Below are 26,160 nucleotides of genomic sequence, written 5' to 3'. Positions count from 1 at the left end.
ACCCGATGACCGACTACACACCCGCACCCGAGGACCGGTTCTCGTTCGGCATCTGGACGGTCGGCTGGCAGGGCGTCGACGTGTTCGGCCCCGGCACCCGCCCGCCGATGCCCGCCGACCGGGCCGTCCGCAAGCTGGCCGAGATCGGCGCCTACGGCGTGAACTTCCACGACAACGACGTCTTCGATTTCGACGCCTCCCCCGCCGAGCGGCAGGGCGCCGTCGACGCGTTCCGCAAGGCGCTGGACGAGACCGGCCTCGTCGTCACCACCGCCACCACCAACCTGTTCGGCCACCCGATCTTCAAGGACGGCGCGTTCACCGCGAACGACCGCGACGTCCGGCGTTTCGCGCTCCGCAAGGTCATGGACAACCTGGACCTCGCCGCCGAGCTGGGCGCCAGGACGTACGTGTGCTGGGGCGGGCGGGAAGGCGCCGAGTCCGGCGCCGCGAAGGACGTCCGGGCGGCGCTGGACCGCTACAAGGAGGCGTTCGACGTCCTCGGCGCCTACGTCGCCGACCAGGGCTACGACCTGCGGTTCGCGATCGAGCCGAAGCCGAACGAGCCCCGCGGCGACATCCTCCTCCCGACGATCGGGCACGCGCTCGCGTTCATCCAGACGCTGGAGCGCCCCGACGGCGTCGGCCTGAACCCCGAGGTCGGGCACGAGGAGATGGCCGGGCTCAACTACGCGCACGGCCTCGCCCAGGCCCTCTGGCAGGGCAAGCTGTTCCACATCGACCTCAACGGGCAGCACGGCCCCCGCTACGACCAGGACCTGCGCTTCGGCGCCGGCAACGCGCGCGGCGCGTTCTGGGTCGTCGACCTGATCGACCAGAGCGAGTACGACGGCCCGATCCACTTCGACTTCAAGCCGCCGCGCACCGAGGACGACGAGGGCGTGTGGGAGTCGGCGACGGCGTGCATGCGCAACTGGCTGATCCTGCGGGAGAAGGTCCGCGCCTTCCGCGCCGACCCCGAGGTCCAGGACGCCCTGCGCCAGGCCAAGCTGGACGAGCTCGCCCGCCCCACGCTGGCCGACGGGGAGGACTGGCGCTCCGTCCGCGGCGCCACCGCCGACGCCGAGGCCCTCGGCGCCCGCCGCACCGCCTTCGAGCACCTCGACCAGCTGGCGCTCGAACACCTCTACGGCGTGCGATGACCCGGTCGGGGGCCGGGGGGCCTCCGGGCGTCGGACGCCCCCGGCTGCCCGGCCCCCGACCGGGTCACGGTGCCGCCAGGGCCTCGGTCGGGGACAGCCGGGCGGCGCGCAGGGCCGGGTAGAGGCCGGCGACGCCTCCGATGAGGAGGGTCGCGAGGATCCCGCCGGCCATGGCCCAGAGCGGGACGACGGTCGGCCAGCCCTGCGTCACCGCGAAGACCGCGGTGACCACGATGCCGATGGCGACGCCTCCCGCCCCGCCGAGCGCGGCGAGGAGCTGCGACTCGGTGAGGAACTGCATCCGGATCTGGCCGCGGGTCGCGCCGAGGGAGCGGCGCAGGCCGATCTCGGCGCGGCGCTCCAGGACGGAGATCACCATCGTGTTGGCGACGCCGACGCCGCCCACCAGCAGCGCGACGCCGCCGAGGCCGAGGAGCAGCCCGGTGAACGCCCGGTCGGTGGCGTTCTCCGCGGCCAGCGCGTCCGAGGGGCGGCTGACCTCGACCTCGTTCGGCGCCTGCGGGTTGGCGGTGGCGGCGAGCAGCTCCCGCACCTGCGCCACCGCGTCCTTGCGGGCGCGGGTGTAGACGGTGGTGGGGTGGCCGTCGAAGCCGAGGTGCGCGGCGGCGGCGTCCCAGCCGACGAGCGCCGCCGAGTCCAGGTCCGGTGCGAGCTGGTTCGGTTCCAGGATGCCGACGACCGTGAACCACCGCGATCCGAGCCACACCTGCATGTTCGGCGCCGACACGCCGAGGCGGTCGGCCGACTCGGCGCCCAGCACCACGGCCGGGTACTTCGCCGTGCCCGCGTTCAGCCACGTGCCGGCGGCCATCGTGAGGCCCACGGTCTTCGGGAGGTCGAGGCGCGCCGCGAGGACGCCGATCCCGCCGCTCTCCCCCTCCGGGATGTGGTCGTTGCGGTAGACGTTGGTGTCGTCCAGCTTGGCCGTCGCCGACGCGGACTCCACGTCCGGCATCCGGCCCACCATGCCGATCGACTCCTTCGGCAGCTTGGCGTCCTCGCCGAAGAGGTCCCGGCCGGGCCCCACGGTGAGCAGGTTGGTGCCGAGCCGGTCGAGGGTGGCCTGGAGCTGGGCGCGGCTGGACGTCGAGATGCCGACGACGCCGATCATCGCGGCGATGCCGATCGCGATGCCGAGGGCCGACAGGAACACCCGCATCGGGCGGGACCGCAGGCCGGCGGCGCCGACGCGCAGCACGTCCCCCGGCCCGAGCCGCGCGGGCGCCTCCCGCGGCGGGATCTTCTCGGTCACGGCGCCTCCACCAGTGCGTCGTCGTGGACGACCCGGCCGTCGCGCATCCGCACCTGGCGGGGCAGGAGCGCGGCGATGTCCCGGTCGTGCGTGATGAGGACGACGGTCGTCCCCGCGGCGGACAGCTCGCCGAGCAGTTCCAGGACGCCCGCGCCGGACGCGGAGTCCAGCGCACCGGTCGGCTCGTCCGCGAGCAGCAGCGCGGGGTCCCCGACCACGGCGCGGGCGATCGCGACGCGCTGCCTTTCGCCGCCGGACAGCTGGTGCGGCCGGTGGCCGAGGCGGTGCCCGAGCCCGACGCGCTCCAGGGCGATGCGGGCCCGGCGGCGCCGCTCCGCCAGCGGCACGCCGCCGTACAGCAGCCCGTCCGCGACGTTGTCGAGGGCGCTCACGCCACCGGCGAGATGGAACTGCTGGAAGACGAAGCCGATCCGGCGGGCGCGCAGCGCCGACAGGCGCCGGTCCGGCAGCCGCGACACGTCGGTCCCCTCGACCAGGACGGTGCCGGCGCTCGGCCGGTCCAAGGTCCCGAGCAGATGCAGCATCGTCGACTTCCCGGACCCGGACGGCCCCACGATCGCCACCAGCTCGCGCTCCTCGACCTTGAGCGACACGGTGTCCAGGGCGGTGACCCCGCCCGGGTAGGTCTTGGTGACCTCGCGCAACTCGACGACGGTGCTCATGAGGGGACCCCGACCTTCATGCCCTCGGACAGGCCCGAGCCCGAGACCTCGACCATGCCCTCGGTGAACACGCCGGTCTCCACCGGCACCGTGCGGACCCGCCCGCCCTCCACGACCTGGACGGCGTAGCCGCCGTCGCCCTGGGCGAGCAGCGCGCCGATCGGCACGGCGAGGACGTCGGCGTGCCGGCTCGCGGTGAGGTGCACCACCACGGGCGCCTTGTCGTAGGAGCCGAGCTCCTTGCTCCCGGCGACCGCGATCTCGACCTCCACCGTCGCGGGCCTGTCGTTGCCGCCCGCCTCGGCGACCTTCCCGACCGAGCTGATCCTGCCCTTCACGGTGTCGCCGGACGGCAGCTCGACCTCCACCGCCGCGCCCTTCCTGGCGAGCCGCTGGTGCTCGACGTCCAGGTCGACGGTCACGACCCGGGTGGTCCCGGTGTAGGTGAGCACCGGCCCGCCGACCTTGTCGCCGACGGCGGCCTTGCGCGCGGCCACCCGGATCCGGCCGGGCGCGACGACGGCCTCGCCGGGCCGGACGGTGCCGGTCTCGGTCACGCCCAGGTCCTCCTGCCACCGCTTCACGGCCGCGGTGGTGGCGGAGCCGAACGTCTTGTCGACGGTGAACCCGGTGTAGCCGAGGGCGCTGAGGTTCCGTTCGAGCTGCAGGACGTCGGCGCCCTCGGTCCCTTCCGCGAGCGCCCGGTACAGCGGCAGCCTTCCGTACAGGAGCGGAACCGGAGTGTCGTCCACCCGGTACACCGACCGGCCCCTGGAGACCACCGAGCCCGGACCGGCCAGCCAGGTGACGGTCCCCCGGCCGGTGCCGGCGATGGTGCGGGTGCCGCCGTAGCCGAGCGTCCCGTCGACGTCCTGCGTCTCGACCAGCGTCGTCCGCTCGACCGGGGCCGTCGCGGGCGGCAGCGAGCTGTGCGCGGCGGTCGGCTCGCCGCCGCCGAGGCCGGCGGTGGCGAGGCCCGCGCCACCGGCCACGACCATCCCGGCCGCACCGAGCGCGATGGTGCGCGTCCTGGCCACTACTTCCGACCCGTGCTCAGCATGGGGCCCCTGCCACCGTTCGGCGAGTGCTTCGAACACGCCTTCTGGGCCTTCTGGTACTTCTGGCTCTCCGGGTTCAGCCCGGTGCCCTTCCCCGCCTCGATCCTCATGCCGCCGTCGGGCTGCGGGTCGGGGAACTCGCTGATGCCGTTGTCGCGCATGCACTTGGAGAAGGCGCGCATCTTCGCCAGCTCCTCCGGCTTGGGCTTGGGCGGCTTGCCGCCGTTCGGCATCAGGTGCCGGCACTTCTTGTGCGCCGCCTCGACCTTGCCGTCCACCTTCTTGGTCTGGCCGGGGCCGCCGCTCTGGCCGGGTGCTGCGGACGCCCGGATCTCCACCCGGCCGTCCCCCGTCGGGTCCTTCATGTCGACCCCGTTGTCGCGCATGCACTGCGCGAACTTCCGCATCTTGTCCTGGTCGCTGGCGGCCTTGGCGGTACCGCTCGCATCCGCGCTCCCGCCCAGGGTCCCGCAGCCCTGCGCGCCGAGGGCGAGGGCCGGGAGCAGCGCCAGGGCCGCGAGCGTCTGTCGTCGCATCGGTCGGTCTCCTTGTCGTGTCCGCCGGGCGGAGCGCCGGCGGTGACCGCAAGTCCAGCGGCGCGCGGGTAACCCCGGCGTAACCGGATCGCGTTATGCCCGCGTTACGCCCCCTCCCCGAAGCTGGGTCGGCAGGACGCGCCGGGCGGCGCGCCGCGGAGACGAGGACGGGACGCGTGCGGATACTGGTCGCCGAGGACGAGCGGATGCTCGCCGATTCGATCGCCGAGGGGCTGCGGGCCGAGGCCCTGGCCGTGGACGTGGTCTACGACGGGGACGCCGCGCTCGAACGGCTCGCGGTGCACGACTACGACGTGCTCGTCCTCGACCGCGACCTGCCGGTCGTGCACGGCGACGAGGTGTGCCGCTCGGTCGTGGGGTCGGGCGGGCTCGTCCGGGTGCTGATGCTCACCGCCTCGGTCACGGTCCCGGCCCGGGTCGACGGGCTGCGGATCGGCGCGGACGACTACCTGACCAAGCCGTTCGCGTTCGAGGAGCTGGTCGCGCGGATCCAGGCCCTCGGCCGGGCGGGCCCGCCCGGCTGCGCCGCCGGCGCTGGAGCGCGCCGGGATCAGGCTCGACCCGGCCCGCCGGGAGGTGTTCCGCGACGGCCGGTACGTGCACCTGGCGCGCAAGGAGTTCGGGCTGCTCGCCGAGCTGCTGCGCGCCGACGGGACGATCGTGTCCGCCGAGCGGCTGCTGGAGAAGGTGTGGGACGAGCACACCGACCCGTTCACCAACACCGTCCGGGTGACGCTGATGAAGCTGCGCCGCAAGCTCGGCGATCCCCCGGTCATCGAGACCGTCCCGGGAGTGGGGTACCGGATTCCATGACGACGTTCACCGACCGGCTGCGGCCGACCATCCGGATGCGGCTGACGCTGCTCTACACCGGCCTCTTCGTCTGTGCCGGCATCGTGCTCCTGGGCCTGACCTACCTGCTCGTCCAGAACAATCTGCAGCCGGCCGGCGACGCCAAGCCGCTGAACAGCGCTTTCAAGGCCGTGGGGCCCGCGGGCGCGGCCGCCCCGGCGCCCGACGACACCGTCATGGTCACCGCCGCGAAGGTCGAGGGGGTCCTGGTCAAGGGCCGCGAGGACTACGAGCGGGAGACGCTCAACGCCCTGCTCACCCAGGGCGGCGTCGCGCTCGGGCTGGTCGCCGCGGCGGGGCTCGGCTTCGGCTGGCTGCTCGCCGACCGGGCGCTGCGCCCCGTCCACGCGATCACCGACACGGCGCGGCGGGTGGCGCGCAGCCACGACCTCACCGAGCGGATCGCCTACGAGGGGCCGCGCGACGACGTCAAGGAGCTGGCCGACACCTTCGACACGATGCTCGGCCGGCTGGCGCGGGCGTTCGACGGGCAGCGCCGGTTCGTCGCGAACGCCTCGCACGAGCTGCGCACCCCGCTCGCGATCAACCGGACGCTGGTCGACGTGGCGGTGCGCCGCCCGGACGCGACCGACGACGTCAAGCGGCTGGGCGAGTCGCTCCTGGTCGTCAACGGGCGGCACGAGCGGCTCATCGACGGGCTGCTCACCCTCGCCGGCACCGAGAACGTCGTGATGGACACCGGGCCGCTGGACCTGGCCGACGTGGCGGGGCACGTCCTCCAGCAGGCCGCCGCGGAGGCCAGGGCCCGCGACGTGACCGTCGACCGGCGGCTCGGCCCGGCCCCCACGGCGGGCGACCCGGTGCTCGTCGAGCGGCTCGTGCAGAACCTCGTCGAGAACGCGGTCCGGCACAACCACGAGGGCGGCGAGGTCCACGTCGCCACCCGGGGACGGGACGGGTGGGCCGAGGTCGTCGTCACCAACACCGGCCCGGCCGTCCCCGCCTACGAGGTGGAGACGATCTTCGAGCCGTTCCGCCGGCTCGGCAACGACCGGGTCCGCTCCGACCGCGGCTCCGGGCTCGGCCTGTCGATCGTGCGCGCCACCGCGACCGCCCACGGCGGCACGGTGACCGCGGCGCCGCGCGAGGGCGGCGGCCTCGTGGTGACCGCCCGCCTGCCGAGCCGGGTGCGCGAGCCGGTGGCGATCAAGGTAGCGTCGGGGCAATGACCAGTGCACAACTGCTCACCGACGCGTTCGACCGGATCCAGCAGGTCGTCCACGGGGCGGCCCGGGGCCTCACCGCGGACCAGCTCGCCCACCGGCCCGCCGGCGGCGCCAACTCGATCGCGTGGCTGGTGTGGCATCTCACTCGTATCCAGGACGATCACGTCGCCGACGCCGCCGGCACCGCGCAGGTGTGGACCGGCGGCGGCTGGGCCGACCGGTTCGGCCTGCCGCTCGGCACGTCCGACACCGGATACGGGCACACTCCGGACGAGGTCGCCGCGGTCCGGGTCGAGTCGGCCGACCTGCTGACGGGCTACCACGACGCCGTCCACGACAGGACCGTCGAGTACGTGGCCGCGCTGACCGACGGCGACCTGGAGCGGATCGTCGACCGGTCGTGGGACCCGCCGGTCACGCTGGCCGTGCGGCTGATCAGCGTGATCTCCGACGACCTCCAGCACGCGGGCCAGGCGGCCTACGTCCGGGGGCTGCTCAGCGCCGGCTGACCGCGGGCCGCCGGCGGCCGCCGTCCCGGCAGGACGCGGAGATGAGCGTGGACCACCGGGGGCCGATGCGGTCCAGGTGGTGGGCGCGCGCGGACCGCAGCGCCTCCTCGCCCAGCCGGTCCCGCAGGCCGGGGTCCTCGATCAGCGTGCGGAGGGCCGCCGCGAAGGCGTCCACGTCGCCCGGCGGAACCAGCAGCCCGTCGCGGCCCGGGGTGATCAGTTCGCCGGGGCCGAACGGGCAGTCGAACGACACCACCGGCAGGCCCATCCCCATGGCCTCGATGACCACCATCGGCATGCCCTCCCGGCGGGACGACAGCGCATAGACGGAGGCCCGCTCCATCTCGCCGTGCAGGTCGCGGGTACGGGGGAGCAGCTCGACCCGGCCGGTGAGGCCGAGCTCCCCGATCAGGGCGAGCAGCTTGTCCCGCCGGGGGCCTCCGCCGAAAACGCGCAGCGTCCAGTCCGGGTGGTCGGCGGCGACCGGCGCGAAGGCGCGGATGAGCAGGTCGAAGCCCTTGGTGTGCACGAGCCGCCCGGCGGCCAGGACGACCTTGTGCTCGCGCCGGGACGGGCGGGACGGCAGGCGCGGGGCGGCGTTCGGGATCTGCACCACCCGCACGCCGGAGCCGGCGAGGGCGGCCCGGTAGCCGGCGCCGGCGGCCTCCGTGAGCGTGGTGACGACGGTGAGGCGCCGGTAGCGGCGGAGGATCTCCCGGCGCAGCCAGGGCTGGTAGGACTCCAGGCTCATGTGGTCCTGCCCGATCGTCACGGCGCCGCGCGGGCCGAGCTCGGCGACCAGCAGGTTGAGGGACGGCCGGGTCGGCATGAGGACGTCGGCGGGGCTGCCGTACACGGCGCGCAGCAGGCACAGGTCCGACCAGAGGTTCATCAGGCGGAACGACGCCTCGTCCACCGGCGTCAGGACGCTCGGGAGCCGGGAGAGCAGGCGCGCCGCCCTGCCCTTGGGGGCGAACCCGTCGTCCGCGTAGGTCACCCTCACCCCGGCGGGGATGGGGAAGAACGGCTTCCTGCTCCGCTTCAGGACGCTGACGATCTCGACGTCGTGGTCGCGGGCCAGGTGCCCGGACAGGTTCAGCACCGTGCGGATCGTCCCGCCCGTGCCGTGCGCGTTCTGCAGGAGGATCCGGACGCGGAGCCGCTCACCGCGCGGCGGGACGGGCCGCAGCCGCAGCGGGCGCAGCGCCCAGAGCGCCGAACGGCGCAGGACACGGTGTGCCCTGCGCCGGACGCGGCGCTTCAGTCGCAGCGGTCGCGCTGACTTCTCCACCGGACCCTCCGGTCGCAGACGGCCTTTGTCCGGCTCGTACCCGCGACGGGTCCGGTCATCGTCACCCGGTGGTCACGGTTCGGTCGAGCGCCCCGCCCTTGACCCAGCGGCTCCACGACATCTGGTAGTAGCTCCAGCCGTTCAGCGGGTCCAGCTTCCGCTTGCTGCCGGTGATGATCACCGGGTCGCCGCGGTAGGACCAGCTGTAGTACCAGCGGGCGTCCTTGGGCGGCGAGTTGACGCAGCCGTGGCTGACGTTCTGCCGGCCCTGCGCCCAGACGGTGGCGGCCATGGAGTGGATGTACTCGCCGCTGTTGGAGATCCGCACCGCGTGCGGGATGACCTCGCGGTAGCCGCCGTTCTTCTTGTCCTTCGGATCGACGCCCATCCACTCCGACGTCATGATCGCCGGATTCTCCTTGCCCATGGTCAGGTGGATGCCGCTGGTGGTGAGGTAGGTGTCGACGCCGTTGACGACGCGGCCGCCCTTGCCCGCGCTGATCGGCCAGCTGCGGACCTTCTTGCCGTTCTTGGTGACGACCGCCTTCTTCTTCTTGGTGCTGATGTTGACCATGTGGGCGTCGCCGATGCGGAAGCCGCGGGTGAAGTCCGACACGCCGTAGGTCCTCTTGCCCGACTTGACACCGGACAGCTTCGCCGTGAGCGTCACCTTCTGGTTGGGCGCCCACCAGGTGCCGTTCTTGGTGCGGAAGATCACCGTGGTGTCGTTCATCCAGTACCACGCGCCGGTGGCGGGCTTGGCCGACTTGACCTCCAGCGCCTTCTCGACGGCCTTCTTGTCGCCGACGGCGCGGTTGAAGGTCACCTGGATCGGCATGCCGATGCCGACCTTCTCGTTCTTGCTCGGGGTGACGTCCACGATGTCCAGCTCGTTCGCCGCCTTCAGCGTGGCGAACGAGGCGTTGACCGTGGTCGACTTGCCCTTGGGGCTCTTGGCGACGGCGGTGACCTGGTACTTGGTGCCGGGGCGCAGCGTGCGCGACTTCCAGCTGGTCTTGTCGGCGGCCATCGCGCCGTCCACCGGCTTGCCCCTCAGGGTGACGGTCACCTGCTCGAGCGTGCCGCCCGCGGCGGTGACGACGACGCCGTCCTCGGGCTTGGCCTTGGTGTTGCCGTTGCCCGGGTTGATCGTCACCTGCGGGGCATTGGCGTCGCCCTTCTCCCCGACCGTGACGCCGGAGTCCTTCTCTCCCCCACTGCAGGCCGTCGTCAAGAGCAGCACGGCCCCTGCCATGCCCGCGCCTGCGCGAACCCCTGCGGAAACCCTCCGCTGCACCACAACCTCCAGAAACCCCGCCGTCTATCACAAAGACATTAGCGACAAAAGTCGACGATCATGCCACGACCCGGGGTTTTGGCGGGCGTCCGAGATCAAAGCGTTGCATGAGCGCGGATCGCCGGCCCCCCGGGCCGTGGCCGAACGCGGTTCGGGACGCGGTTCAGCGGAGCGCGCTGCCCTCCTGCCACTTGCCGAAGGAGAGCTGCCAGAAGCCCCAGCCGTTGTCGTGCTCGACCTCGCGGTCCGTGCCGGTCAGCTTGATGACGTCGCCGCGCTGCATGATGTCGTAGTACCACTTGGCGTTGGCCGGGCTGACGTTCAGGCAGCCGTGGCTGACGTTCGCGGAGCCCTGCGAGCCGACGGACCACGGCGCCGAGTGCACGTACTCGCCGCTGTTGGAGAAGCGGACCGCGTAGTTGACGACCTGCTTGTAGTACCCGGGGTCGCCCTCCTTGCGGCCCGGCGACGTCATCGTGACCGGGTTGCCCTTCTCCATCAGCAGGTGGACGCCGCTGGTGGTGGTGTACTCCCGCGTCTGGCCGTTGCCGGCGCTGAACGGGACCGTCCGCAGCTTCTTGCCGTCCCGGGTGACGGTCATGTGGTGGCCGCCGATGTCGCCGGTGGTGATCTGGGCGGCGCCGATGGTGAGGGTCGCCTTCGCGTCCTTGGCCCCGTAGACGCCGCCGCCCGCGTTCACCCCCGCGAGGTTCGCCTGGAAGCGGACCGTCTGGTGGGGCTGCCAGTACGTCTTCGTCCGGTAGATCACCTGGTCGTTGCCGACCCACCGCCACGCGCCCTCGACCGGCTTGTCCGGCGTGACGCGCAGCGCCCGCTCCACGGCGGCCCTGTCGGTCACCGGGCGGTCGAACCGGACGATGATCGGCATGCCGACGCCGACCTTCTCCCCCGTGACGTTCGGGGTGATGTCCGAGATCGACAGCGTCTGCGACGGCTTCAGCGTCGTGAACGAGCTGGTGACCGTCCGGGACTTCCCGCCATCGGTCTGCGCGGTGACGGTGTAGGACGTGCCGGGCGTCATGGTGCGGGTGGACCGCCACGTCTTGCGGCCGTCGCCGAACTTGCCGGTGACGGTGGCGCCCTGCCCCTGGACGGTGACGGTGCGCAGCTTGGTCCCGGAGGCCTTCACCTCGATCGTCCCGTCCGGCTTGACCTGGGCGGTCCCGTTGGCCGGCGTGATCGTCACCGCCGTGTCGGACCCGCCCGAGGCGAGCTTGCCGGCGCTCCCGATCGAGCAGCCGGTCACCAGCAGCACCACCGCGCCGGTGCCACCGGTCACCACAAGCCCCAAACGACCCTTGCTTGCCACGAACTCCCCCAAACCCCGTGAATTCACCCTGTGTCCGGTGAAATCTGTCTGTGTAGGGAGACGCTCCGAACCGGCCGCGGGTTCGGAGCGAGACGGGAATCGCTGTGCGGGCGGGGCGGGCGGGACCGGTCAGGCGGCGGAGCCGGTGCCGGACGCGCGCGCGGGCTCGCGGTTCACGTGGCGGACGACGCGCTTGAAGCCCCAGACCGACACCGCGATGCCGATCGCGCCCAGCCCGGCGACGATGCCGGTGCGGATCCACAGGTACATGCTGATCGACTGGTTGAACAGCATCCAGAGGCTGATGCCCACGTTGGCGAGCAGCACCGCCGACCACAGCAGCGAGATGCGCAGGAAGAACTGGTGGACCCTGGCGTGCTTGTAGAACGCGTCAGGGATCGGCGCCATGTCCTTGGCGAGCTTCATCGCGAGCGGTTTCCCGAGCGGCACCGAGGCGAGGAAGGCCATGCTCACGGCGAGCGTGCCGAGCGTCGGCTGGAGGAAGTAGACGACCGCGCTGTGAGTCGCGGCGGCCAAGATCGCGCGGACCGTCACACCGACCGCGGCCAGCATCAGCATCCCCGACACCGGGTGCCCGCGGACGTACCGGTAGATGATCCCGCCGTACACCCAGGCGACGGCGGCCACGAGCGCGCCGTTCAGCCCGAGGAGGGTGAGCGCGGCGTAGAACACCGCGACGGGCGCGATGACCCCCTCGACGAACCGCGGGAGCGCGTGCATCAGCAGCGCGGTCACCCGCGGCAGCTCGAACACGTGGTGGCCACCCGCGTGGCCGTCCTGCGGCAGCTCCGCCCGAACCGCCCCTGGCGGTTCGGCGGTCATGGTCGCCGGTCGTTCCATCGAGCGCTGCGCTCCCCGATCGGTGTGCATGGACTCGGATGTGCTCACGATTCGCACCACCGTACGTGATGATCCGCACGTGGCCGTCCGTTTTCGAACGATCCGTAGCGCGCGGCTTGTTCCCTCCTTAGTTCGGGCCCGGCGTCCGTTTGGTTCGGAACCGGGGCCGCATCGCCGCGGATGCGGGCCGGAATCGGCCATGCCCGAGGACTCCGCCTTCAAGCCTCCGCCGACCTCGGAAAACCGCTGGTCAGTCCTCGGGCGGGGCCGGCTGGACGGCCTGGGCGGCGGCGTAGATGGCGCGCAGGGTGACCGCGACCGACGGCCTCCGCACGCTCGCGGACCGGGTCACCGCGTACACCTCGCGGGCGAGCGTGCACTCGGGGATGCGCCGCACCGCCACGTCCTGGTCGCCGGCGGCCAGCGCGAGCGCCGGCACGGCGGTGATGCCGATCCCCCGCGCCACAAGGCTCAGGATCGTGTGCAGCCCCTCGAACTCCCAGGGGACGGGACGGGCCCCGCCGACGGCGTCCAGCAGCCGCTCGACGGCCTGCCGGGACGGTTCCCCGGGCGGGGCCGCCATCCACGGCTCCTCCCGGAGCTGCTGCAGGTCGACGGCCCGGTCCGGACGCGACATGGGGTGCGTGCCCGGGACGACGAGGACGAGCGGGTCGCGCCGGAGGTGGAAGAACTCCAGCGCGGCGGGCGACTGCTCGGGGACCTTTCCCGTCCAGTCGTCGATGAGCGCGATGTCGACCTCGCCGTTCTGTACCTGGCGGATCCCGGCGCCGGGCGCGGTCTGGCGCAGCACGAACGTGAGATCGGGATGGTCGCCGAGGCTGTGCGCCAGCGCGGGCGCGAACGCGACGGCGGCGGTCGGGAACGCCGTGACCACGACCCGGCCCATGGGGGCGTCGGCCTGGGCCGACAGCTCCGCCTCGGCCGTCTCCACGAGGTTGAGGATCTCCTCGGCGCGGTCGGCGAGGCGCCGTCCGGCATCGGTCAGCTCCGCGCTGCGGGCGGTCCGGTCCAGCAGCGGGACGCGGGCCTCCCGTTCGAGCGCGGCCAGCTGCTGGGAGACCGCCGAAGCCGTGTAGCCGAGGGCGGCGGCGGTCGCCGCGATGCTCCCGCGGCGGGCGAATTCGGCGAGAAGCCGCAGGCGGCGGAGCTCTAGCATCAGCCCATCTTACGGTCACCATCGATGAGACTCGCTTGTGATGATGCTAAATGCGGGCAAGCATGAAGCGAACCCGGCCGGGTCGCAGCACACGGGGATTTCCACGGTCACCCACCGTCTATCACGCATGCCTTGGAGTAGTTCATGCCTGCCCAGAACCATCCCGCGGCCCTCCGTCCGGTGTCGTTCGCCCCTCGCCCGGTCCCGCTGTCGGCGACGCTCGCGGTCAACGAGGCCATGGCCCGCAAGCGGAGACGCGGTGAACGCGTGCTCCCCCTCGGTTTCGGGGAGGCCGGGATCCCCCTGCACCCCGCGCTGACCCGCGAGCTCGGCGCGGCCGCGGGCCGCGGCGGCTACGGGCCGGTGGCCGGCTCGCCCGCGCTGCGTGCCGCCGCGGCCGGGTACTGGGCGCGCCGCGGGCTGCCCACCGACCCGTCCACGGTGGTCGCCGGCCCGGGGAGCAAGCCGCTGCTGTTCGCCCTGCTGACCGCGCTGGGCGGTGATGTGGTGGTCGCCGCGCCGAGCTGGGTGAGCTACGCGGCGCAGACGTCCCTGGCGGGGGCGGAGCCGATCCGCGTGGCCACCCCGCCGGGCGAGGGCGGCGTGCCGAGCCCCGCGCTGCTGGCCGACGCCGTGGTGCGGGCGCGGGCCCGGGGTCGCGACGTGCGGGCCGTGGTGGTGACGCTGCCCGACAACCCGACGGGGACGCTCGCGTCCGAGGCGACCGTCCGGCGGTTGTGCGCGGTCGCGCGCGAGCAGGACCTGGTCGTGATCTCCGACGAGATCTACCGCGACCTGGTGCACTCCCCCGGGCGGACGGTGCCGTCCCCCGCCCTGTACGCGCCGGAGCGCACCGTGGTGACGACCGCGCTGAGCAAGAATCTGGCGGCCGGCGGCTGGCGGATCGGGGTGGCGCGGCTGCCGGACGGGCCGTTCGGCGCCGCGCTGCGCGGCAGCCTGCTCGGGGTGGCGAGCGAGATCTGGTCCAGCGCCCCGGCGCCGATGCAGCACGCCGCCGCGTACGCGTTCGCCGAGCCGCCCGAGCTGGTCGAGCACGTCGACCGCAGCCGGCGGCTGCACGCCGCGATCACCGGCGCGGTCGCCGACCGGTTCGCCGCCGCGGGCGCGCGGGTCACGCGTCCGGAAGCGGCCTTCTACCTCTACCCCGACTTCGGGCCGATGCGGGAGGCCCTGGAGGCCAACCACGGCGTCCGGACGGCCGCCGACCTCACGCACCTGCTGCTGGAACGCTACGGGGTCGGCGTCCTGCCGGGCAGCTCGTTCGGGGACGCCCCGTCCGCGCTGCGCATGCGGGTGGCGCCGAGCCTGCTCTACGGGGAGGACGACGAGCAGCGCCTCGCGGCCCTCGCGGCGCCCGCCCCGGCGTCCCTGCCGTGGATCTCCGACGCGCTCGACCGGCTCGGCGAGGTGCTCGCCGACCTGCCGGCCTCCGTCACCGTGGGTGAGCCCGCGCTCGCCTAGGGCGGTCCCCGCCGCGGGCCGTCCAGCGCTCCGGGACGGCCCGCGGACGCCTGCCCGCGTGAGGCTCCGCGCGCGGATGGTGACGGCGCCCGCCCCGGCCGGGAACGGCCGCCGAGAAGATCGGCGCCCGCCCCGACCGGGGCGTATAAGCGTGGTGTAAGGTCCAACGACGCACGGGGCGAACGTCGCTTATCGACCAGGGGCAGGCCAAAGGGCGTCCCGCCCGCACCGCCCGTGGTAAACCCAGGGCGAACGTGAGGCCGCGGAAGTGATGACAGAAGGCGAGGGGGCCCGCCATGAGGCATGCACGGGACGGGGCTGCCGCGGCGATGAACGCCGCCTCCAGAATCCTGGTCGCGCGGGGCAAGAACGAGCCCCAGGAGATGGAGAACCCCGACGTCGCCTGGGGGCAGCGGGCCCGTGACGGAGTGTGGGTGCCGACGCGGGACGGGCAGCGGATCCACTTCGGCATCGACGTGGCGGCCGCCGACACCGTCGCCCAGGTCCTGCGTCCCAGCCTGCGGGTGTTCGTCGGCGTGGACGTCGACACCGACATCGTCGCGCAGACGACGGCCGGCGGGGTGCGGCTCCTCACCGTCATCCACGGCCCCGACGCCCCCACCGAGTTCCGGTTCGCGGTCTCCCTCGCCGACGGGCTGACCCTGGAGTCGATGCCGTCCGGCGGCTACGACGTCGTCCACCTGCGGTACGGCGCGACGGTCGGGCGGCTCTACAACCCGTGGGCGAGCGACTCGATGTTCCGCCAGGTGAAGGCGGACTACACGCTGGAGGGCTCGGCGGTCACGATGCGGGTCCAGCACACCGACGCGTTCTACCCGGTCGTCGCCGACCCGCACTACGAGCGCTGAGGACCGGCTTCATCCAGGCCCCCACCACGCCGTTGGGCCCCGCGTCCGGAAGTGGACCGTTCCGGCCGACCAGGCTCTCTCCGCGCTCCGGCATAAATTGGCGGCGTGCCAGTAAAGGGAGGCGCTCCTCGTCATAAGGTGGGGTCCGCGGGCCGCGTGCCGGCCCCGGCGGCGCCGCCGGGAACACGACCGCCCGGCCCACGGAGACTGGAGTCGTTGTGATCTTCACTCATGACACCGAGCACGCGCTCGCCGTCGTCGTCGACCTGATCAACACCGGCGCGGCGGCGTCCGGCGCGGAGGGCCTCGGCGGGCTGCCGGGCCTGCGCGGGTTCGTGGAGCGCAACGCCTTCAGCGACGTCGGCGCGCTCACCGAGGCGGACCTGGCCCGGGTCCTCGACCTGCGCGCCCGGTTCCACGCGGTCTTCCGCGCGGAGGGCGTCCCGGCCGCGGTCCGGCTGATCAACGAGATCGTCGGCGAGGTCCGCGCCACGCCGCACCTGACCGACCACGACGGCTACGACTGGCACGTGCACTTCTTCGCGCCCGGCGCCCCGCTCGGCGAGCATCTGGCCGCGGACTGCGGGATGGCGCTGGCCTACGTGGTGGCCGCGGGCGAGCTGGACCGGCTGCGCACCTGCGAGGCGCCGGACTGCTCGCGGGTGCTGGTCGACCTGTCCCGCAACCGGTGCCGCCGCTACTGCGACAGCCGCACGTGCGGGAACCGCATGCACGTGGCCGCCTACCGGGCCCGCCGGCGCGAGGCCGCCCACTGAGCCCGCACTGAGCCCGCCCGCGTGGTGTCAGCGCGCGGCGCCGAGGCGGCCGACGGCGGCCAGGGCGGCCCGCGCGGCGGGGACGTCGTGGACGCGGAACACGCGGGCGCCGAGCACCGCGGAGACGCCGAGGACGGCCATGGTGCCGACGCCCCGCTTGTCGACGGGGCGCCCGAGGGTCTCGCCGATGAAGTCCTTGTTGGACACCGCGACCAGGACCGGCCAGCCGGTGGCGGTCAGCTCGCCGAGCCGCCGGGTGATCTCCAGCGAGTGGCGGGTGTTCTTGCCGAAGTCGTGCGCGGGGTCGATGAGGATCGCGTCCCGGCGGACGCCGAGGGCGGCGGCGCGCTCGGCCTCGGCCGTGACGTGCCCGACCACGTCCGCCACGACGTCGCCGTAGCCGATCCGGTGCGGGCGGGTGCGGGGCGCGAGGGCGCCGGCGTGCGCGCAGACGAGCCCGATCCCGTGCGCGGCGGCGACCTCGGCGAGCCGCGGGTCCGGTCCGCCCCAGGTGTCGTTCAGCAGGTCGGCGCCGGCCCGCGCCACCGCCTCGCCGACCTCCGCGCGCCAGGTGTCGACGCTGATCACCACGTCCGGGTGCCGTTCCCGGACCGCCGCGACGAGGTCGACGACCCGGCGCAGCTCCTCGGCGACGCCGACGTCCTCCCCGGGGCCGGCCTTGACCCCGCCGATGTCGACGATGTCGGCGCCGGCCGCGACGGCCCGGCCGGCGGCGGCGAGGGCCGCGTCGAAGCCGTAGGTGGCGCCGCGGTCGAAGAACGAGTCGGGCGTGCGGTTCACCACGGCCATGATCGCGTGCGGGCCGATCTCACGCCCGTTCAGCCGCAGCGGCGGCGCGTCCGGAGAGCTCATGATGGGTCTCACCGTGGCACACGCGCGGGCCGGCGAGCGAACCAGAAGGGAATTCGGTTCAAACGGCGCCCTCCCTCGTCATGGACATGTCCTGGTCGGTAACCTCATATTTCACGCTCGTTGCGGGTTCTGCCCGTGGTGGGCCCGCGTCGGACCTAATTCAGCCATGGAGGATCCGCTGTCCAGGCGAGCACTCATCACCGGCATCACCGGACAGGACGGCTCGTATCTGGCCGAGCATCTGCTCGGGCTGGGGTACGAGGTCTGGGGCCTGGTGCGGGGGCAGGCGAACCCCCATGTGTCGCGGCTGCGCAAGCACATCGGCGACGTGCAGATCACCACCGGCGACCTGCTGGACCAGGGCAGCCTGATCTCGGCGGTCGAGCGGGTCCGGCCCGACGAGGTCTACAACCTGGGCGCGATCTCCTACGTGCCGATGTCGTGGCAGCAGGCCGAGCTCACCGCCGAGGTCACCGGCATGGGCGTGCTGCGGATGCTGGAGGCGATCCGGGTGGTGTCGGGCATCAGCCCGTCCCGCACGCCCGGCAGCGAGCAGATCCGCTTCTACCAGGCGTCGTCCTCGGAGATGTTCGGGATGGTGCGGGAGACCCCGCAGAACGAGAAGACGCCGTTCCACCCGCGCAGCCCGTACGGCGTGGCGAAGAGCTACGGGCACTACATCACGCAGAACTACCGCGAGTCCTACGGGATGTTCGCGGTCAGCGGCATCCTGTTCAACCACGAGTCACCGCGCCGCGGCGCGGAGTTCGTGACGCGGAAGGTGTCGCTGGGCGCGGCGCGCATCAAGCTCGGCCTGGCCGCCGAGCTGCGGCTCGGCAACCTGGACGCGCGGCGCGACTGGGGCTACGCCGGCGACTACGCCCGCGCGATGCGGATGATGCTGGCGCAGGACTCCCCCGAGGACTACGTCATCGGAACGGGCCAGACGCAGTCGGTGCGCGAGCTGGTGGAGTTCGCGTTCCGCACGGCCGGCCTGAACTGGGAGGACCACGTCGTCCTGGACGCGAAGTACACGCGTCCGGCCGAGGTCGACCTGCTGTGCGCCGACCCGAAGAAGGCCCGCGAGCAGCTCGGCTGGGAGCCCGTGGTGTCGTTCGAGAGCCTGGTGACGATGATGGTCGAGTCGGACCTTCGGCTGCTGTCGGAGTCCGCCCGCCCGGAGGACGAGCCCTTCAGCCCCGATCATTGGTGATCCGGTTACCGGCGTCGTGGCACGATTCAGACATGGCCACTTGCGAGCACGTGCAGACCGTTCCGGTAGAGGATCCGTCCCCGAACACGCCGCAGGGCTGTGAGGAGTGCCTCGCCGAAGGGACGCGGTGGGTCCACCTGCGGCTCTGCCTGGGTTGCGGGCATGTGGGCTGCTGCGACTCCTCCCCCATGCGGCACGCCACCGCCCACTACCAGAAGGAGGGGCACCCGATCGTCCGGTCGTTCGAGCCGGGCGAGGACTGGCGCTGGTGCTTCGCCGACAACCTGATCGTCTGATGCCCGACGTCCGGCTGCGCAGCGGCCCCGGACGGTGGATCCTGCTGGCGACCGTGCTCGGGTCGAGCGTGGCGATGCTCGACGCGACGGTCGTCAACGTGGCGCTCCCGGCGCTCGGCCGGGACCTCGGCGCCGACGTCGCCGGACTCCAGTGGACGGTCAACGCCTACACGCTGACCCTCGCCGGCTTCATCCTGCTCGGCGGCTCCCTCGGCGACCGGTTCGGGCGGCGCCGCATCTTCCTGGTCGGCGTGGTCTGGTTCGCGGTCGCGTCGGTGCTGTGCGGCGTGGCGCCGAACATCGAGACGCTGATCCTGGCGCGGGCGCTGCAGGGCGTGGGCGGGGCCCTGCTCACCCCGGGCTCCCTGGCGATCATCCAGGCGTCGTTCGCGCCCGACGACCGTCCCCGCGCGGTCGGCGTCTGGTCGGGCCTCGGCGGCGTCGCGGGCGCGGTCGGCCCGTTCGCCGGCGGCTGGCTGGTCGAGGCGGCCGGCTGGCGGTGGGTGTTCCTGCTGAACGTCCCGCTCACCGCCGTCGTGGTGCTGGTCGCGGCCCGGCACGTCCCCGAGAGCTTCGACCCGCAGGCGCGCGGGCGCTTCGACATCCTCGGCGCGGTGCTGGCGGCGCTGGCGCTCGCCGGGACGACCTACGCGCTCACCGAGGCGCCGGGCGGGGGCGCGGCGGCGCCGGTCATCACCGCCGCCGCGCTCGCCGGGCTGGCGGCGGCCGTGGCGTTCGTGCTGGTCGAGCGGCTGCGGGGGCGGGGCCGGCACCTGCCGGGCGCGCGGACGGGACGCCCCGCGCCGCAGCCGATGCTGCCGCTGGACGTGTTCGCCTCGCGGCAGTTCTCCGCCGTCAACGTCGTCACGTTCATCATGTACGGCGGCATGGGCGTGCTGTTCTTCCTGTTCGTGCTCAACCTCCAGGTCGTCGGCGGGTTCTCGCCGATCGCGGCGGGGACGGCGCTGCTGCCCGTCACCGTGCTGATGCTGCTGCTGTCGGCGCGGGCGGGCGCGCTCGCGCAGAAGATCGGCCCGCGGCTCCCGATGACCGTGGGGCTGCTGGTGGCGGCGGGCGGGATGCTGCTGGTCGGCCGGATCGGGGAGGACTCCTCCTACGTCCGGGACGTCCTGCCCGCGGTGGTGGTGTTCGGGCTGGGGCTGTCCGCGGTGGTCGCGCCGCTCACCGCGACCGTGCTCGCCACCGCCGACGCCCGGCACGCGGGCGTGGCCAGCGGCGTCAACAACGCGGTGGCGCGGGCGGCCGGGCTGCTGGCGGTGGCGGCGATCCCGCCGCTGACCGGGCTGACGGGCGACGCCCTGAACGATCCCGGCGAGTTCGCGCAGGGGTTCCGGCTCGCGATGATGACGTGCGCCGCGCTCCTGGCCGCCGGGGCCGTGCTGACCTTCCTCACCGTGGGCGACGACGCGCTGCGCACGCCGTCCGGGGAGGCCGTCGAGCCGGAGTGCAGGCGCCACTGCGGCGTCGGCGCCCCGCAGCTGCAGCCCGAGCGGGAGAACGTCCCGGCGGCGCCGTCGGCGGGCCCGGCACCGGACGCCAAGGCCTGATCGGCCGTCCCGGCGCGGCCACACCCGGTCCGAATCCGGCTATGTCCAGGACCGCAGCGGTTCGTTGGCATACGGTCGGTGCATGAATCTGCGGCAGCTGCGCTATGTCGTGGCGACCGCCGACCACGGCACGATGACGTCGGCGGCCCAGGCCCTCTACGTGGCTCAGCCCGCGCTGTCGCGGGCCGTCCGCGAGCTGGAGCGCGAGCTCGGCGTCGAGCTGTTCGCGCGGTCGGGCCGCGGCGTCGCGCTGACCCCGGTCGGCGAGCAGGTCGTCCGGCAGGCCCGCGTCGCGCTGGACGCCGTCGACGCGATCGAGGGCCTCTCGGTCGCCCGCGCCGACGGGCGGGGCGCGGAGCTGCGCATCGCCGTCACCGCGTCCCTGGAGCCGGAGCTGACGGGCCGGCTCATCCCGCGCTTCGCCCGGGACCAGCCGGCCGTCCGGGTCCGGGTGATCCGCTGCGCGGACCGCGACCAGGTCGCGGCGGCGCTGCGGGTGGGCCGCGCCGAGCTGGCGCTCACGGACCTGCCCGTCCCCGGCGACATGACCGCGCACCCGTTCGAGCAGCGGGAGGTGGTGTTGATCTCGCCGCCCGCGCTGAAGGTCCGCGAACCGGTGCCGCCGGCCGCGCTGGACGGGATGCGGCTGGTGCTGCCCGCCCGCGGCAGCGCCCCGCGCGCCGAGATCGACACGATGCTGCGGCGGATCGGCGCGCGGCCGGTCCCGGCGGTGGAGTCCGACGAGCGCGGCGCGTGGCTCGGCTGGGTGCGGGCCGGGATGGGCTCGCTGCTCTGGTACCGCAACCAGATCGACGACACCGAGGGCGTGACCGTCCGGTCGTTCATGCCGCCCCTCACCCGCATGATCGGCCTCGTCCACGCGCACCGCCGGCTGCCGCCCGCGGCCCGCGACTTCCTGACGTTCGCCAAGGAGACGCCCCGCGACCACCACGCCCGCTGACCCGCCGCCTCGCCGGTGCCGGGTTCCGCCGGCCATGCCATGATTCGGCGGGTGGAGACGACGCACGCGCTGTGGCTGCTGGCCGTCCCGGTCGGCGCCCTCATGGTGGCCGCGGGGGCGCGCCGCATCGGACTGTCGGCGCCGCTGGTCCTGGTGATCGCGGGACTGGGCTTCTCGTTCGTCCCGGGCGTACCGGACTTCGAGCTCGACCCGGAGTTCGTGCTCTACGTGGTCCTGCCGCCGCTGCTGTTCTCCGCGGCGTGGAAGAGCTCGTTCACCAACCTGCGCGAGAACGCGTGGTCGATCGGGCTGCTGTCGATCGGGCTGGTGCTGTTCACGACGTTCGCCGTCGGGTACGCGGCGTCCCTCCTCGTCCCCGGGCTGCCGCTGGCGGCGGCGTGCGTGCTCGGCGCGATCGTAGCGCCGCCCGACGCGGTGGCGGCGGTGAGCGTCGCGCAGCGCCTCGGCCTGCCCCGCCGGACGGTGACGGTGCTGGTCGGCGAGAGCCTGTTCAACGACGCGACGGCGCTCACCGCGTTCCGGGTCGCGCTGATCGCGGCGACCGGCGCCGGGTTCACGCTGGTGGACGGCGTCTGGCGGTTCCTGTTCGCCGCCGTCGCCGGCGCCGCCGTGGGCCTGCTGCTCGGGCCGCCGCTGCACTGGCTGCGGACCAGGCTGGACGACCCGCTCGTGGAGAACGGCGTCGTGCTCGTCGCGCCGTTCGCGGCCTACCTCATCGCCGAGAGCGTGCACGCCTCCGGGGTGATCGCGGTGGTGGTCAGCGGGCTGTACCTCGGCAACCGGGAGACCGAGTCCGGGGCGGTGACCCGGCTGATCGGGCATTCGTTCTGGAAGGTGCTGGTCTTCGTCCTGGAGTCGGTGGTCTTCCTGCTGATCGGGCTCCAGCTGCCGCCGGTGGTCGGCGGGCTGTCGGGGTGGAGCTGGCAGGAGCTGGCCTGGTGGGCGATCGCGGTCTTCGCCGTCACGGTCGCCGCCCGGTTCGCGTGGGTGTTCCCGGCGTCCCAGCTCTCCCGGCTGCTGTCGCGGCGGGAGCGGGCCCGCGGGAACGTCGGCTGGCGCGGCATGGTGGTGGTGTCGTGGGCAGGGATGCGCGGGGTGGTGTCGCTCGCCGCGGCGTTCGCGATCCCGTTCGCCGCGGACGGCCGCCCGTTCCCGGGCCGCGACCTGATCCTCTTCCTGACGTTCACGACCGTTCTCGGGACGCTGCTGGTGCAGGGCCTGACGTTCCCGGCGCTCATCCGCGCGCTCGGCATCGGCGGCGACGGCGAGCGCTACAGCGACACGGTGGCGGAGGCCGGCGCGCAGCACGCCGCTGCGCAGGCCGCGCTCGAACGGCTGGAGGAGCTGAACGCCGCGGAGAGGCTGGACGACTCGGTGGTGGAGCGGCTGCGCCAGCTCACCGAGCAGCGGCAGCTGCGGGCCTGGGAGAGGCTCGGCGGCGGGACGGGCCCGGAGGGCGAGGAGGTGCCGACCGCGACGTACCGGCGGCTGCGCAGGGAGATGCTGGACGCCGAGCGCCGGGTGTTCGTCCGGATGCGGGACGAGCGGCGCATCGACGACGAGGTGCTCACCCGCGTCATGCACGAGCTGGACCTGGAGGAGGTCGCCCTCAACCGCGACTAGCGCGACTAGCGGGACGTGCGGTGGCCCCGGCCACGGTGCGCCGTGGCCGGGGCGGCGGTCCGGGTCAGGACGACCCGTTGAGGGGCTGGGCGGGGAGCTCGACCGTGTAGGACTCCTTGACCACGTCCAGGTGGTGCCAGGACTCCCGCACCGTGACGCCGGGCACGGACCGGATGGCGTCGAGCACGGAGACCAGCTCGCCGCGCGAGGCCGCCTCGGCCTGCCCGACGATGTCGTAGCGCCCGAAGCCGGTCGCCAGGTACCGGACGCCGTCCTGGGCCGCGACCGCGTCGGCCACGGCCCGCAGCCCGCCGGTCACCACCAGCCCGAATCCGCCGAGCTCGGCGGCGCCGAGGGCCAGCGGGTCGGCCAGGCCGGTGACCTGGATGACGCCGGTGCGCATGAGCCGGACCACCCGGGCCCGGGTGGCCGCCTGGGAGAGGCCGATGACGTGCGCGAGACGGGTGTAGGGAGCGCGCCCGTCGCGCTGCAGCTCGTGCAGGAGCCGCCAGTCGATGTCGTCGAGGGTGACCTCGCCGAGCTCGCGCACCACCGTGTGCGTGTCGCGCACGGTGGACACCGACCGGAACACCTCCGCCGCGCGGACGCCGGGGACGGACCGGATCTGGTCCACCTCGGCCGCGAGCGCGGCGTCGTCGCGGGTGCGCACCTGCGCGACGAGGTCGTACGGGCCGGCGGTCAGCGCGGCGAAGCTGACGGCGGGCCGCTCGGCGACCGCCTTGGCGACCTCCCGGGCGGAGCCGTCCACGGTGACCGACACGTGCCCGATCGCCTCCGCGCCGACGACGGCGGCGTGCACGATGCCGACGACCCGGACGACCTGCGTTTCGAGAAGGTGCTGCACCCGTGCCCGCACGGCCGTGCGGGAAAGCCCGACGCGGTCGGCGAGCGCCTGGAACGTCGCCCTGCCATCCCGCTGGAGCTCGCGGACGAGCACGGCGTCGACCGCATCCAGCACGGTTCTCCTCCTCGACGTGTGGTGAATCGTTCTGCCAGCGACTGCAAGATCATTCCATTTCAGGACGGTATGACGTCAAATATTGATCTTGCTCGTGTTCGCCATGCCCGGCGGCCGTCGATGCGTCGGCGACCGGTTCCGGCAGGCGACGTTTCCGACGTCGCCTCGACCGGCGCGGGAGCGCAACGCTGCCGGGCCGCGCCGCGCGCTCGGCGCGGCGCGGCCGTGCGGGCGGCGGGCGTGCGCGGGCGCGGTGATCACTCGGGCGACCGCCGCGCGGCCGGGACGGCCCGCGGCGCAGGCGGACGGGGCACACCGGGGCCGAGTGCGTGACCTGCATGCGCTTCTCCCGGTGTTCTGCTGTCACGCCCCCTCCGGCGGATCCACCGTCCGCATGAGGCACATGTAAGAAAAGTGCATCGAGGGCGCAGTTACGTCAAGAGGTAACTTTACAGAGAGCCAAGCCCCACGTTGCACCGTTTTCAACCAGGTCTGCCCGGTCACTTTCGTTGTGCCTGGAAGGAGGCGGACACCGCGGCGGAGATCACATCGGCGCCGCCGCGGGGACACCGTGTCATCACCCCTGGGTACGGCCCCTGCGGGCCAGCGCGCGGCGGGCCCTACCGGCGTGTCCGGAGCATCGCCGGGTATGACCGACAATGTTCGGTGGCCCAGCCACTCTGATCCGGGATTGGTGTGTAGTACAGCCGTGCACCTGCTGAACGGTGGGCGTTCCGCTCACGATCTCACCTACAACGACGTCTTCATGCTCCCCCGCCGCTCCTCGGTCGGGTCGCGGCTGGACGTCGACCTCGCCACCTCCGACGGCAGCGGCACCGCCATCCCGCTCGTGGTGGCCAACATGACGGCCGTCTCGGGCCGCCGGATGGCGGAGACGGTCGCCCGGCGCGGCGGTGTCGCGGTGCTCCCGCAGGACATCCCCGCCGACGTCGTCGCCGAGGTCATCGGCTGGGTCAAGGGCCGCGACCTGGTCGTGGACACCGCGATCCGGCTGGACCCGTCCAGCACGGCCGGGGACGCGCTCGCGCTGCTGCCGAAGCGGGCGCACAACGCCGTCATCGTCGTCGAGGACGACCGGCCGGTGGGCGTCGTCACCGAGGCCGACTGCCAGGGCGTCGACCGGTTCGCCCAGCTCCGCGACATCATGTCCCGCGACCTGGTGACGCTGCCGGCCGGCGTCGACCCGCGCGAGGCGTTCGACCGGCTGCACGAGCGCGGCCACCGGCTCGCCCCCGTCGTGGACGGCGAGGGCCGCCTCGCCGGCGTCCTCACCCGCACGGGCGCGCTGCGCGCCACCCTCTACACGCCGGCCGTGGACACCGCGGGCCGGCTGCGCATCGCGGCCGCGGTCGGCGTCAACGGCGACGTCGCGGGCAAGGCCAAGGCGCTGCTGGAGGCGGGCGCCGACCTGATCGTGGTGGACACCGCGCACGGCCACCAGGAGAAGATGTTCGGCGCGCTCGCCGCCGTCCGCGGCCTGGACCCCGCCGTCCCGGTGGTGGCGGGGAACGTGGTGACCGCCGAGGGCACCCGCGAGCTGATCGAGGCCGGCGCCGACATCGTCAAGGTCGGCGTGGGCCCCGGCGCGATGTGCACGACCCGGATGATGACGGGGGTCGGCCGCCCGCAGTTCTCCGCCGTCCTGGAGTGCGCCGCCGAGGCGCGCCGGCACGGCCGGCACGTGTGGGCGGACGGCGGCGTCCGGCATCCCCGCGACGTCGCCCTCGCGCTCGCGGCGGGCGCGGCGAACGTGATGGTCGGCTCGTGGTTCGCCGGCACCTACGAGTCCCCGGGCGACCTGCAGCGCGCCGCCGACGGGCGGCTCTACAAGGAGAGCTTCGGGATGGCGTCCGCGCGGGCGGTGCGGCTGCGGACCGCCGAGGACTCCCCCTTCGACCGGGCCCGCAAGGCCCTGTTCGAGGAGGGCATCTCCACGTCCCGGATGTACCTGGACCCGCAGCGCCCCGGCGTGGAGGACCTGATCGACTCGATCGTGGCGGGGCTGCGCAGCTCGTGCACCTACGCGGGCGCCCGCACCCTGGAGGAGTTCCACGAGCGCGCCACGATCGGGATCCAGAGCCCGTCCGGCTACGCCGAGGGCAAGCCGCTGTCCAGCAGCTGGTAAACGCCGCCTCTCGCACCGGGCGGCCGGCGCCGCAATTCGCGACACGCCGCCTCCGGCACGCCGTTATCCCCGCGCTGACCTGCACGCTCTTACTCCGGGACGGAGAGGGGTCTTC

General features: G+C 73.5%; 23 protein-coding genes and 1 pseudogene. 13 read left to right on the top strand and 11 right to left on the bottom strand.

The genetic code is table 11. The features are described 5' to 3' along the window. Nucleotides 1-5 precede the first annotated feature (5 nt). The gene (xylA, locus tag BM339_RS18540) at nucleotides 6-1,163 is read left to right on the top strand and encodes a xylose isomerase (protein ID WP_021597353.1); all 1,158 of its coding nucleotides are present in this window, start codon (nucleotides 6-8) and stop codon (nucleotides 1,161-1,163) included. 64 nt (nucleotides 1,164-1,227) lie between these two features. Here xylA and BM339_RS18535 read toward each other — a convergent pair whose 3' ends face one another. The 4 genes from BM339_RS18535 to BM339_RS18520 are packed head-to-tail and all read right to left on the bottom strand — an operon-like array spanning nucleotide 1,228 to nucleotide 4,713. Further along, entirely contained in the window at nucleotides 1,228-2,436 is a 1,209-nt protein-coding gene (locus tag BM339_RS18535) for an ABC transporter permease (protein ID WP_021597352.1), read from the bottom strand. Beyond that, entirely contained in the window at nucleotides 2,433-3,119 is a 687-nt protein-coding gene (locus BM339_RS18530; protein ID WP_021597351.1) for an ABC transporter ATP-binding protein, read from the bottom strand. Before BM339_RS18530 ends, BM339_RS18535 begins: the two co-directional genes overlap by 4 nt. Beyond that, nucleotides 3,116-4,156, bottom strand: coding sequence for a peptidoglycan-binding protein (locus tag BM339_RS18525; RefSeq protein WP_021597350.1), 1,041 nt, complete (start codon nucleotides 4,154-4,156; stop codon nucleotides 3,116-3,118). The genes BM339_RS18530 and BM339_RS18525 overlap by 4 nt, the downstream gene beginning before the upstream one ends. Beyond that, complete coding sequence (locus tag BM339_RS18520; RefSeq protein WP_021597349.1) at nucleotides 4,156-4,713, bottom strand: hypothetical protein; 558 nt, start codon at nucleotides 4,711-4,713, stop codon at nucleotides 4,156-4,158. The genes BM339_RS18525 and BM339_RS18520 overlap by 1 nt, the downstream gene beginning before the upstream one ends. A 176-nt stretch (nucleotides 4,714-4,889) precedes the next feature. On the opposite strand from BM339_RS18520, the pseudogene BM339_RS18515 reads away from it, so the two are divergent. The 3 genes and pseudogenes from BM339_RS18515 (at nucleotide 4,890) to BM339_RS18505 (ending at nucleotide 7,282) form a co-directional block, all read left to right on the top strand. Next, nucleotides 4,890-5,547: pseudogene (locus tag BM339_RS18515) on the top strand (response regulator transcription factor). Next, a complete protein-coding gene (locus BM339_RS18510; RefSeq protein ID WP_075021671.1) occupies nucleotides 5,544-6,776 on the top strand; it encodes a sensor histidine kinase in 1,233 nt (410 codons plus the stop codon). The pseudogene BM339_RS18515 and the gene BM339_RS18510 overlap by 4 nt, the downstream one beginning before the upstream one ends. After that, a complete protein-coding gene (locus BM339_RS18505) occupies nucleotides 6,773-7,282 on the top strand; it encodes a mycothiol transferase (RefSeq protein ID WP_021597346.1) in 510 nt (169 codons plus the stop codon). Before BM339_RS18510 ends, BM339_RS18505 begins: the two co-directional genes overlap by 4 nt. Here BM339_RS18505 and BM339_RS18500 read toward each other — a convergent pair. The 5 genes from BM339_RS18500 to BM339_RS18480 form a co-directional block, all read right to left on the bottom strand. After that, nucleotides 7,269-8,573, bottom strand: a complete 1,305-nt coding sequence (locus BM339_RS18500; RefSeq protein ID WP_021597345.1) for a glycosyltransferase family 4 protein — start codon at nucleotides 8,571-8,573, stop codon at nucleotides 7,269-7,271. The genes BM339_RS18505 and BM339_RS18500 overlap by 14 nt on opposite strands. 61 nt (nucleotides 8,574-8,634) lie before the next feature. Then, complete coding sequence (locus tag BM339_RS18495) at nucleotides 8,635-9,828, bottom strand: L,D-transpeptidase (protein ID WP_021597344.1); 1,194 nt, start codon at nucleotides 9,826-9,828, stop codon at nucleotides 8,635-8,637. A 205-nt stretch (nucleotides 9,829-10,033) separates the two neighbouring features. Further along, nucleotides 10,034-11,170, bottom strand: a complete 1,137-nt coding sequence (locus BM339_RS18490; protein ID WP_235206376.1) for a L,D-transpeptidase — start codon at nucleotides 11,168-11,170, stop codon at nucleotides 10,034-10,036. Nucleotides 11,171-11,329: 159 nt separating this feature from the next. Further along, nucleotides 11,330-12,109: a VC0807 family protein gene (locus BM339_RS18485; RefSeq protein WP_235206377.1), complete on the bottom strand. Its 780-nt coding sequence runs from the start codon at nucleotides 12,107-12,109 to the stop codon at nucleotides 11,330-11,332. 202 nt (nucleotides 12,110-12,311) lie between these two features. Further along, complete coding sequence (locus BM339_RS18480) at nucleotides 12,312-13,238, bottom strand: LysR family transcriptional regulator (protein ID WP_021597341.1); 927 nt, start codon at nucleotides 13,236-13,238, stop codon at nucleotides 12,312-12,314. 144 nt (nucleotides 13,239-13,382) lie between these two features. On the opposite strand from BM339_RS18480, the gene BM339_RS18475 reads away from it, so the two are divergent. The 3 genes from BM339_RS18475 to BM339_RS18465 all read left to right on the top strand — a co-directional run bounded on the left by BM339_RS18475 (nucleotide 13,383) and on the right by BM339_RS18465 (nucleotide 16,365). Beyond that, a complete protein-coding gene (locus tag BM339_RS18475) occupies nucleotides 13,383-14,720 on the top strand; it encodes a pyridoxal phosphate-dependent aminotransferase (RefSeq protein WP_081842500.1) in 1,338 nt (445 codons plus the stop codon). A 296-nt stretch (nucleotides 14,721-15,016) separates the two neighbouring features. Continuing rightward, nucleotides 15,017-15,589 (top strand): hypothetical protein, encoded by a 573-nt coding sequence (locus BM339_RS18470; RefSeq protein ID WP_024934936.1) that lies wholly within the window; start codon nucleotides 15,017-15,019, stop codon nucleotides 15,587-15,589. A gap of 218 nt (nucleotides 15,590-15,807) precedes the next feature. Then, nucleotides 15,808-16,365: a CGNR zinc finger domain-containing protein gene (locus BM339_RS18465; protein ID WP_021600258.1), complete on the top strand. Its 558-nt coding sequence runs from the start codon at nucleotides 15,808-15,810 to the stop codon at nucleotides 16,363-16,365. A gap of 27 nt (nucleotides 16,366-16,392) precedes the next feature. Here the strand turns inward: BM339_RS18465 and folP are convergent, their stop codons facing one another. Then, complete coding sequence (gene folP / locus BM339_RS18460) at nucleotides 16,393-17,238, bottom strand: dihydropteroate synthase (protein ID WP_033331140.1); 846 nt, start codon at nucleotides 17,236-17,238, stop codon at nucleotides 16,393-16,395. A gap of 178 nt (nucleotides 17,239-17,416) precedes the next feature. Here folP and BM339_RS18455 point away from each other — a divergent pair, with 178 nt between their 5' ends. The 5 genes from BM339_RS18455 (at nucleotide 17,417) to BM339_RS18435 (ending at nucleotide 22,920) form a co-directional block, all read left to right on the top strand. After that, entirely contained in the window at nucleotides 17,417-18,451 is a 1,035-nt protein-coding gene (locus BM339_RS18455) for a GDP-mannose 4,6-dehydratase (RefSeq protein ID WP_024934938.1), read from the top strand. A 32-nt stretch (nucleotides 18,452-18,483) separates the two neighbouring features. Continuing rightward, entirely contained in the window at nucleotides 18,484-18,747 is a 264-nt protein-coding gene (locus BM339_RS18450; protein ID WP_024934939.1) for a ubiquitin carboxyl-terminal hydrolase 14, read from the top strand. Then, nucleotides 18,747-20,315: an MFS transporter gene (locus BM339_RS18445; RefSeq protein ID WP_075021670.1), complete on the top strand. Its 1,569-nt coding sequence runs from the start codon at nucleotides 18,747-18,749 to the stop codon at nucleotides 20,313-20,315. The genes BM339_RS18450 and BM339_RS18445 overlap by 1 nt, the downstream gene beginning before the upstream one ends. An 82-nt stretch (nucleotides 20,316-20,397) precedes the next feature. Beyond that, complete coding sequence (locus BM339_RS18440; RefSeq protein ID WP_021599871.1) at nucleotides 20,398-21,276, top strand: LysR family transcriptional regulator; 879 nt, start codon at nucleotides 20,398-20,400, stop codon at nucleotides 21,274-21,276. Nucleotides 21,277-21,327: 51 nt separating this feature from the next. Then, nucleotides 21,328-22,920, top strand: coding sequence for a Na+/H+ antiporter (locus BM339_RS18435; protein ID WP_021599872.1), 1,593 nt, complete (start codon nucleotides 21,328-21,330; stop codon nucleotides 22,918-22,920). Nucleotides 22,921-22,984: 64 nt separating this feature from the next. Here the strand turns inward: BM339_RS18435 and BM339_RS18430 are convergent, their stop codons facing one another. After that, nucleotides 22,985-23,899: an Lrp/AsnC family transcriptional regulator gene (locus tag BM339_RS18430; RefSeq protein ID WP_021599873.1), complete on the bottom strand. Its 915-nt coding sequence runs from the start codon at nucleotides 23,897-23,899 to the stop codon at nucleotides 22,985-22,987. Between the two features lie 709 nt (nucleotides 23,900-24,608). On the opposite strand from BM339_RS18430, the gene BM339_RS18425 reads away from it, so the two are divergent. Continuing rightward, a complete protein-coding gene (locus tag BM339_RS18425; protein WP_021600430.1) occupies nucleotides 24,609-26,045 on the top strand; it encodes a GuaB1 family IMP dehydrogenase-related protein in 1,437 nt (478 codons plus the stop codon). Nucleotides 26,046-26,160: the final 115 nt, after the last annotated feature.

Source organism: Actinomadura madurae (assembly GCF_900115095.1).
In the GTDB taxonomy this organism is placed as follows: Bacteria; Actinomycetota; Actinomycetes; order Streptosporangiales; family Streptosporangiaceae; genus Spirillospora; species Spirillospora madurae.
The sequence above is the reverse complement of the archived record's forward strand: the minus strand, read 5'-3'. Positions and strand labels throughout refer to the sequence as shown.